We start from the raw sequence: 5,962 nt of genomic DNA, 5'->3' as shown, positions 1-5,962 counted from the left end.
CCGATCCTCAAGCTGCAGGCCGCGTCAGCCCTGCGCGTCCCCGAGGTCACCGCGGAGGTCGTCTCCGAGCTGGAGACCTTCACGGACACGATCTACCTCAGCCAGACCACCGAGCGACGCGACGGACGAGACGTCCACCACCTCCACCTCGCCGACGCCATCGCGGACTACCGACGCGATCCGGCCGGCAGCCGGGAGTGGCGCACCCACTTCCACCTGCCGGTCTTCCTCGACGACCTGGGCTCCTTCGGCACCACGCGGTCCGGCATCGAGGACGCCATGCGCCTGCACGCGGAGACTCCCCTGTCGGAGCACCTCGAGATCGAGACCTACACCTGGGACGTGCTGCCTCCGCACCTCAAGTCCGGGGACATCGTGGACTACGTGACGCGCGAGCTGGAGTGGGTGCGTGATCTGCTCGTGCGGAGGTAGCGTCGATCCATGTCGTACCCGGATCCTGCGTACTTCGGCAACGGCGACGTCCTGGCGCGGTACCGACCGGCCGACACGCCACCCGAGCTGCCGCGGCCCGGCGGGGCGGCGAGCTACCTGGCCACGGGCGCCAGCACCAGCGGTCGCTTCGGCCTGTACCGGTGGGACATGGGCCCGGAGCCCGCTGGTGCGCAGGCGCACTACCACCGGACGATGAGCGAGTCCTTCTTCGTGCTCTCCGGAGGCGTGCGGCTGTACGACGGGACCACGTGGCTGGACGGTCGTCCCGGGGACTTCCTGTACGTGCCCGAGGGAGGCCTGCACGGCTTCCGCAACGAGTCGGGTGCGCCGGCGTCGTTGCTGATCCTGTTCACGCCGGGCGCACCCCGGGAGGCCTACTTCGAGGGGCTCGTCGAGCTGGCCGAGGGGCGCTGGAACCCGAGCCACGACGAGCTCCAGGCGTTCCYCGAGGAGCACGACAACATCTACGTGTAGGCGGGTGCGTCAACCCGCGGCCTGACGGGCCGCCTCGACGAGCGCCTGCCCCAGTGCCTGCGCCTCGTCGACCGTGAGGGAGACCGTCTCCCCGAGGTCGCCCCGGTACATCTCGATGGTGGTCTGCAGCGCGCCCGGGTGACGGAGCAGGTAGAAGTTCATCTGCTGCCGTGCCCACTCGTCGGTGCCCACCTCCACCAGGGGCACCCGGCTGAGCGACAGCTCGACGGTCTCACCCGTGCACACCTGGTCCTCGGGGAAGTTGGCGTCCGCGTGCCCGCTGCCGTCGATGCACCACGGGGCGCACTCGATGGCTGGCAGGGCGGCGTCGGCCGGGTCGTGCTCGGTGAAAACTGCGCTCATGAAGTGAGTGCCTCCCAGTAGGTGCTGCCCTCGGACGTGTTCGAGAGGTGCAACCGCCCCAGGGCGCAGGCGTTACGGGTCCCCACCCCTACGGACGCGACGCTCCGCCGCCCTCGCGGAGCATCTCGTCGAGCTCCTCGCGGAGCCGTCGCTTGCGGTCGGCGCTCGCGAAGGACGCGTCGATCGAGTTGCGGGCGAGCGTCGCCACGTCGTCAGGGGTGACGCGGTCAGCTCGGATCAGCGCATCGAAGTTGTCGTCGAGATAGCCGCCGAAGTACGCCGGGTCATCGGAGTTGACAGTCACCTTGAGCCCGTGACGGAGCATGGTTGCCATCGGATGGGACTCGATGCTTTCAACGACCTTCAGGCTCACGTTGGACAGGGGACACACGGTCAGCGGGACCTGGTCGCTCACGAGGCGGCGAACGAGCGCATCATCCTCGAGGCAGCGATTCCCGTGGTCGATCCGCTCGACATGCAGCAGGTCGAGCGCTTCCCAGATGTAGCTCGGCGGTCCCTCCTCGCCTGCATGGGCGACGCGGTGAAGGCCTTCAGCGCGGGCGCGCCCGAACACCTCCGCGAACTTCGACGGTGGGTTGCCCACTTCGGCGGAGTYGAGCCCCACCCCGACGAACGGCACCCCCAGCGCCAGGACTGCATCGAGCGTCCCCATCGCCGATGCCTCGCTCTCGTCCCGCAAGAAGGCAATGATCAGCTCACTGCTCAGGTCATGCGAGCGAAGCGACTGAGCCAGCGTGCCTGCGACTCCCTCCATGATCTCGGCGAGCGGGACACCACGTGCCGTGTGCGCCTGGGGGTTGAGGAAGACCTCGGCATGTCGAACTCCGGCCGCCGAAGCGCGCTGGAGGTAGGCGGTGGTCATCTCCGCGAAGTCCTCGGCGGTCCGCAGCACCGTGACGTTCGAGTAGCAGAGATCGAGGAATGACTGCAGGTCGCGAAAGGCGTACCGAGCCCTCAGCTCATCGAGGTCGGCGTACGGCATCTCGATCCGGTTGCGTTCGGCGATCCGAAGGATCGTCTCCGGCTCGAGCGTGCCTTCGAGATGGAGGTGCAGTTCCGCGACCGGCAGCATGCAGAAATGCCTACCACTCCATGAGTCGCTTTGCGCCGGCTGTGAGTCAGACGTGCCCGTTGTCGGCGAGCCGACCGAGCCCGGGTCAGCGAGTCGCGGGGGTGTAGATCAGCTTCTTGTTGACGAACTCGTCGATGCCGTAGGGACCGAGCTCGCGGCCGACGCCGGAGCGCTTCGTCCCGCCGAACGGGAGGTCGGCGAACGAGCCCTGGGCGCTGTTGATCCAGACCATGCCGGTGTCGAGCTGGTCGGCGACCTGCTGGGCCTTCTCGGTGTCGGCGCTCCAGACCACGCCGCCCAGGCCGAAGGCCGAGTCGTTGGCCAGCGCGACGGCCTCCGCGGCGTCGGCCACCCGGTAGACGACGGCCGCGGGGCCGAAGAGCTCCTCGCGGTAGGCGCGCATGTCCGCGGTGACGTCGGTCAGCACGGTGGCCTCGACGAAGGCGCCGGGGCGGTCGACGCGCTTGCCGCCGGTGCSTACGACCGCGCCCTTCGCCACTGCGTCGTCGAGCTGCTCGAGAAGGTTCTTCGCGGCACCCTCGGAGGAGAGCGGACCGAATCCGGTTCCGTCGTCGAACGGGTCGCCGGGGGTGAGCGAAGCCATCGCGGCGGTGAAGTGCTCGACGAAGTCGTCGTACAACTCGTCGACGATGATCATCCGCTTGGCGCCGTTGCAGGCCTGGCCGGCGTTGCCCATCCGGCCCCGGACGGCGGACTTCACCGCGGCGCCCAGGTCATCGGCGTCGAGCAGGATGAACGGGTCGGAGCCGCCGAGCTCGAGCACGACCTTCTTCAGGTTGCGCCCCGCCACCTCGGCGACGGCGGAGCCGGCCCGCTCGGAGCCGGTCACCGAGACGCCCACCACGCGGGGGTCGGCGATGATGTCGGCCGACTGCTCGTTGGTGGCGAAGAGGTTGATGTAGGCGTCAGCGGGCAGGCCGGCGTCGGCGAAGACCTGGTCGATGGCGAGTGCCGACTCGGGGCACTGTGGAGCGTGCTTGAGCAGGATCGTGTTGCCGATCATCAGGTTGGGCGCGGCGAACCTGGCCACCTGGTAGTACGGGAAGTTCCACGGCATGATCCCGAGCAGCGGGCCGACCGGCTCCTTGCGGACCAGCGCGCTGCCGCCCATGGCGGGGTTGAGCGGCGCGTCGGCCAGCAGGCCGGGGCCCTGGTCGGCGTAGTAGCGGTAGATCGAGGCGACGAGCTGGAGCTCGCCCTTGCCCTCGCGAAGCGGCTTGCCCATCTCGCGGGCGATGATCGCGGCCAGCTCGTCGGCCCGCTCGTCATACAGGTCGGCGACGCGGTGCAGCACCTGGGAGCGCTCGTCCTTGCTGGTGGTGCGCCACTCGCCGTACGCCGCGTGGGTGCGCGCCAGCGCGTCCTGCACCTCGGCGTCGGTGGCGGTGGGGTACTCCTTCTCGACCTCGCCGGTGGACGGGTTGACGACCTGGTAGTCGCTCATGGCGGAACCTCTCGAACGTGGGGTGGGGACGGGCGCGCCCCCACGTTCGAACGTACGCGCGGGTGCCGCCGTCACAAGGGTRGGCCGCAGTGATGAGCCCCATAGGCCCCGAATCTAGGGGAGCGCCACGCGACATCGCCTCCTCCGGTGCCGGGTGGACGAGACTGTCGAGCATGCAGCAGATGAGCCTGCGCCAGTACATCGACTCCCTGGATCAGCAGGGGTACACGGTGCGCGACGACCACGGTGACGACCCGGTCCTGATCAGGCCTGATGGACGGGCGGTCGAGACGTGGCGGGACAACTACCCGTACGCCGAGCTCATGAACCGCAACGACTACGAAGTGGAGAAGTACCTCCTCCAGATCGAGCTCCTGAAGTTCCAGTACTGGGTCCAGGACACCGGCCAGAAGCACGTCATTGTCTTCGAGGGACGCGATGCCGCGGGGAAGGGCGGGACGATCAAGAGGTTCATGGAGCACCTCAACCCCCGTTCCGCCAGAGTCGTCGCGCTGACCAAGCCCACCTCGACCGAGCTGGGGCAGTGGTACTTCCAGCGCTACGTCTCCCACCTCCCGACCTTCGGCGACATCGTCCTGTTCGACCGTTCCTGGTACAACCGCGCGGGCGTGGAGCGCGTGATGGGCTTCTGCGACGAGGAGGAGTACCGCACCTTCATGGGGCAGGCCCCGCTGTTCGAGCAGATGCTCCTCGAGGCGGGTGTGAACGTGACGAAGCTGTGGTTCTCGGTGACCCAGCAGGAGCAGCGGACCCGATTCGCCATCCGCCAGATCGACCCGGTCCGGCGCTGGAAGCTCTCGCCCATGGACCTCGAGAGCCTCGACAAGTGGGAGGCCTACACGGAGGCCAAGGAGGAGATGTTCCTGCGCACGGACACCGACCACGCGCCCTGGTACACGGTCAAGAGCAACGACAAGAAGCGAGCCCGGGTCAACGCCCTGCGACTGTTCCTCAGTCTGGTCGAGTACGACGGCAAGGACCCGCAGGTGGTGCTCCAGCCCGATGCGAAGCTCGTCCAACGGGGACGCGATGCCATCGGCGACTGAGCGCCCCCACAGGCACAGGACGCCGTCCGGGCCGAACCACCTGAGGCAGACGTCTGTGTGGACTCTGTGTCGAGCCTCCCGCTCGGCCATCGCAGACGGTCATCTGTGACACACTTGCGGCGCAATGGGTGAGACACGGCTCTGGGCGGCGTGGCAGACAATGGCGTTCACTGGGAGGCTCGGCGCACCACCGGTGCCGGACGCTGGGCGCTCCGCCCCCCATGAGGCCCTCCTCAGACAACGCCACCAGACCACGTGCCGCCTCCCGTCCTGGGAGCACCTGGACGATGCGCGCAACTGAGCCGTTCGACCTTCTCTTCCGGGACGTCGAGGTGGATTCGCGCATCACAGACGTCGGCATCCGCAGGGGTCGCGTGGCGGCTATCGGCAACCTTCGTGCAAGCAACGCCGCGCGCGTTGTGGCAGGCGACGGCGCTGCCTTGCTCCCCGGGCTGCACGACCACCACCTTCACGTGATGGCCGCGGCAGCGGCCGCCGATTCGGTTGATTGCACGCACGTCACCAGCTTCGCCGAGCTCACCACGGTCCTGCGCGATGCCACCCCTCGGCATGGGTGGGTCCGGGCCGTCGGCTACCACGAGACGCGTGCGGGGCCGCTCGATGCCGCCACGCTCGACCGAGCACTCCCCCACGTGCCGGTGCGAGTGCACGACCACACCGGGGCCCTCTGGGTGCTCAACAGTCGAGCACTCGATCTCGTCGCCACGTGCCTCGACAACGGTGGCGATGTCGAGCGCGATTCGACCGGTCGGCCGAACGGCCGCCTGTGGCGATACGACCGTCGGCTGGGTGACGCCATCGGACGTCGAGCTCCCGACCTGAAGTCGTTCGGCACACGGTTGGCGTCGCTGGGGATAACCGGAGTGACCGACGCGACACCCGACCTGGACGCCAGTGCCATCACGGTTCTCGCCGAAGCCCGCAGCCTCGGCCACCTGCCCCAACGGATAACGCTCTTGGGCGCGMCCGCCGGGGTCGAGCTACCCCCTGGGATCCGACAGGGCCCAAGCAAGCTGCATCTTCGGG

General features: G+C 68.5%; 6 protein-coding genes and 1 pseudogene. 4 read left to right on the top strand and 3 right to left on the bottom strand.

Annotation, left to right across the window (positions count from 1 at the left end; translation table 11 throughout):
* Together ACXJKL_RS12405 and ACXJKL_RS12400 are read left to right on the top strand one after the other, a co-directional pair.
* Positions 1-432: pseudogene (locus ACXJKL_RS12405) on the top strand (hypothetical protein); the annotation flags it as partial.
* A gap of 9 nt (positions 433-441) precedes the next feature.
* Positions 442-927, top strand: coding sequence for a cupin domain-containing protein (locus tag ACXJKL_RS12400; RefSeq protein WP_457207353.1), 486 nt, complete (start codon positions 442-444; stop codon positions 925-927).
* A gap of 9 nt (positions 928-936) precedes the next feature.
* Here the strand turns inward: ACXJKL_RS12400 and ACXJKL_RS12395 are convergent, their stop codons facing one another.
* From ACXJKL_RS12395 to ACXJKL_RS12385, 3 genes are all read right to left on the bottom strand, one after another.
* Positions 937-1,290, bottom strand: coding sequence for a DUF6907 domain-containing protein (locus ACXJKL_RS12395; RefSeq protein WP_457207352.1), 354 nt, complete (start codon positions 1,288-1,290; stop codon positions 937-939).
* Positions 1,291-1,378: 88 nt separating this feature from the next.
* Positions 1,379-2,383 (bottom strand): adenosine deaminase, encoded by a 1,005-nt coding sequence (locus ACXJKL_RS12390; RefSeq protein WP_457207351.1) that lies wholly within the window; start codon positions 2,381-2,383, stop codon positions 1,379-1,381.
* An 85-nt stretch (positions 2,384-2,468) separates the two neighbouring features.
* The gene (locus ACXJKL_RS12385) at positions 2,469-3,848 is read right to left on the bottom strand and encodes an NAD-dependent succinate-semialdehyde dehydrogenase (RefSeq protein ID WP_457207350.1); all 1,380 of its coding nucleotides are present in this window, start codon (positions 3,846-3,848) and stop codon (positions 2,469-2,471) included.
* A 173-nt stretch (positions 3,849-4,021) separates the two neighbouring features.
* On the opposite strand from ACXJKL_RS12385, the gene ppk2 reads away from it, so the two are divergent.
* Positions 4,022-4,915 carry a polyphosphate kinase 2 gene (gene ppk2 / locus ACXJKL_RS12380; RefSeq protein ID WP_457207349.1) on the top strand — a complete coding sequence of 298 codons (894 nt, stop codon included), beginning with the start codon at positions 4,022-4,024 and terminating at the stop codon, positions 4,913-4,915.
* 287 nt (positions 4,916-5,202) lie between these two features.
* Positions 5,203-5,962: amidohydrolase family protein (locus ACXJKL_RS12375; protein WP_457207348.1), on the top strand; the 760-nt coding region annotated here is incomplete at its 3' end.

Source organism: Nocardioides sp. P5_C9_2, from assembly GCF_054049555.1.
Note: the sequence above shows the minus strand (reverse complement) of the source record. Positions and strands in the feature narration are given on the sequence as shown.